Source organism: Bacillus paramycoides, from assembly GCF_038971285.1.
Classification (GTDB): domain Bacteria; phylum Bacillota; class Bacilli; order Bacillales; family Bacillaceae_G; genus Bacillus_A.
On record NZ_CP152427.1, the window covers coordinates 285,001 to 287,500 of the forward strand.

The following is a 2,500-nucleotide window of genomic DNA, read 5'->3' on the forward strand; positions in this document are numbered from 1 at the left end:
TCAGGGTTAGTCAGGACCTAAGCCGAGGCCGACAGGCGTAGGCGATGGACAACAGGTTGATATTCCTGTACCACCTCTTTATCGTTTGAGCAATGGAGGGACGCAGAAGGATAGAAGAAGCGTGCGATTGGTTGTGCACGTCCAAGCAGTTAGGCTGATAAGTAGGCAAATCCGCTTATCGTGAAGGCTGAGCTGTGATGGGGAAGCTCCTTATGGAGCGAAGTCTTTGATTCCCCGCTGCCAAGAAAAGCTTCTAGCGAGATAAAAGGTGCCTGTACCGCAAACCGACACAGGTAGGCGAGGAGAGAATCCTAAGGTGTGCGAGAGAACTCTGGTTAAGGAACTCGGCAAAATGACCCCGTAACTTCGGGAGAAGGGGTGCTTTCTTAACGGAAAGCCGCAGTGAATAGGCCCAAGCGACTGTTTAGCAAAAACACAGCTCTCTGCGAAGCCGTAAGGCGAAGTATAGGGGGTGACACCTGCCCGGTGCTGGAAGGTTAAGGAGAGGGGTTAGCGTAAGCGAAGCTCTGAACTGAAGCCCCAGTAAACGGCGGCCGTAACTATAACGGTCCTAAGGTAGCGAAATTCCTTGTCGGGTAAGTTCCGACCCGCACGAAAGGTGTAACGATTTGGGCACTGTCTCAACCAGAGACTCGGTGAAATTATAGTACCTGTGAAGATGCAGGTTACCCGCGACAGGACGGAAAGACCCCGTGGAGCTTTACTGTAGCCTGATATTGAATTTTGGTACAGTTTGTACAGGATAGGCGGGAGCCTTTGAAACCGGAGCGCTAGCTTCGGTGGAGGCGCTGGTGGGATACCGCCCTGACTGTATTGAAATTCTAACCTACGGGTCTTATCGACCCGGGAGACAGTGTCAGGTGGGCAGTTTGACTGGGGCGGTCGCCTCCTAAAGTGTAACGGAGGCGCCCAAAGGTTCCCTCAGAATGGTTGGAAATCATTCGTAGAGTGCAAAGGCATAAGGGAGCTTGACTGCGAGACCTACAAGTCGAGCAGGGACGAAAGTCGGGCTTAGTGATCCGGTGGTTCCGCATGGAAGGGCCATCGCTCAACGGATAAAAGCTACCCCGGGGATAACAGGCTTATCTCCCCCAAGAGTCCACATCGACGGGGAGGTTTGGCACCTCGATGTCGGCTCATCGCATCCTGGGGCTGTAGTCGGTCCCAAGGGTTGGGCTGTTCGCCCATTAAAGCGGTACGCGAGCTGGGTTCAGAACGTCGTGAGACAGTTCGGTCCCTATCCGTCGTGGGCGTAGGAAATTTGAGAGGAGCTGTCCTTAGTACGAGAGGACCGGGATGGACGCACCGCTGGTGTACCAGTTGTTCTGCCAAGGGCATAGCTGGGTAGCTATGTGCGGAAGGGATAAGTGCTGAAAGCATCTAAGCATGAAGCCCCCCTCAAGATGAGATTTCCCATAGCGTAAGCTAGTAAGATCCCTGAAAGATGATCAGGTTGATAGGTTCGAGGTGGAAGCATGGTGACATGTGGAGCTGACGAATACTAATAGATCGAGGACTTAACCATATAATATGAAGCAATGTTATCTAGTTTTGGAGGAATATGCCTTCATAGTTTGGTGATGATGGCAGAGAGGTCACACCCGTTCCCATACCGAACACGGAAGTTAAGCTCTCTAGCGCCGATGGTAGTTGGGACCTTGTCCCTGTGAGAGTAGGACGTCGCCAAGCAACTGTAAGACGAGTCAGAATGACTCGTCTTTTTTGTGTTTCTAACTCCCAATCCTTATTCTTTTAATCCTCTCATATTCATTTTCTTTCATCATTTTTGATGTGTAGTATAAGATTTTCTATTTTATTTTTTGTAGAAGTAATCTGTAGGTGTGTTAAAATAGTGCAGTTGTTTTTTGAGTAATTGAATATAAGAATATTTAATTTTGAAAAGGAGATAATATGAAAAAGATAGGTGTAATTACTATAGTAGTTTTAGTCCTTCTAGCAATTACTTATATGTTAGTCGGGAATTATTTTTATAATTATGCGTTGAATGCGAAACAAGAGAAAGAGTTTTTAGAGGATAACCCTCACTTAGTAGAAACTGTGAATGCGTCGGGAGGTGCGTTCGCTACAAATGAAGAAAAGGATGCGAGCTTTGTCTCAAATCATAAACCTAATACACTACACATAAATTCTTTCGATAAGTTGAAATTAAAAGGTTATGGATATATGAATGAACAATCTAGCCATAAATGGGCAATTGTAGTTCATGGATACGATAGTAGGGCATCGAAAATGACGAAATATATCCGGAACTTTTATGAACAAGGATATAACGTCATAGCGCCAGATCTTCGTGGGCATGGAAATAGTGAAGGTGATTATATAGGGATGGGCTGGCACGATCGTAAAGATATTTTGATTTGGATTCAACAAATTGTAAAGAAAGACCCTAATGCTGAAATAGCACTCTTTGGTGTTTCAATGGGGGGAGCAACTGTAATGATGACTTCAGGTGAAGAGT

The 2,500-nt window shown here is 46.6% G+C and carries 1 protein-coding gene and 2 rRNA genes (2 of these 3 running past the window's edge); all 3 read left to right on the top strand.

Features of this window, described 5'->3' with window-relative positions:
• Positions 1 to 1,546 (top strand): 23S ribosomal RNA (locus tag AAG068_RS01625) (it extends 1,377 nt beyond the left edge of the window).
• A 48-nt stretch (positions 1,547 to 1,594) separates the two neighbouring features.
• Positions 1,595 to 1,710 (top strand): 5S ribosomal RNA (gene rrf, locus AAG068_RS01630).
• A 222-nt stretch (positions 1,711 to 1,932) separates the two neighbouring features.
• Positions 1,933 to 2,500, top strand: partial view of an alpha/beta hydrolase gene (locus tag AAG068_RS01635; protein WP_342716711.1) — the 5' portion only. The gene runs 392 nt beyond the window's last position; only the first 568 of its 960 coding nucleotides appear in the window; the start codon lies at positions 1,933 to 1,935; the stop codon falls past the right edge of the window.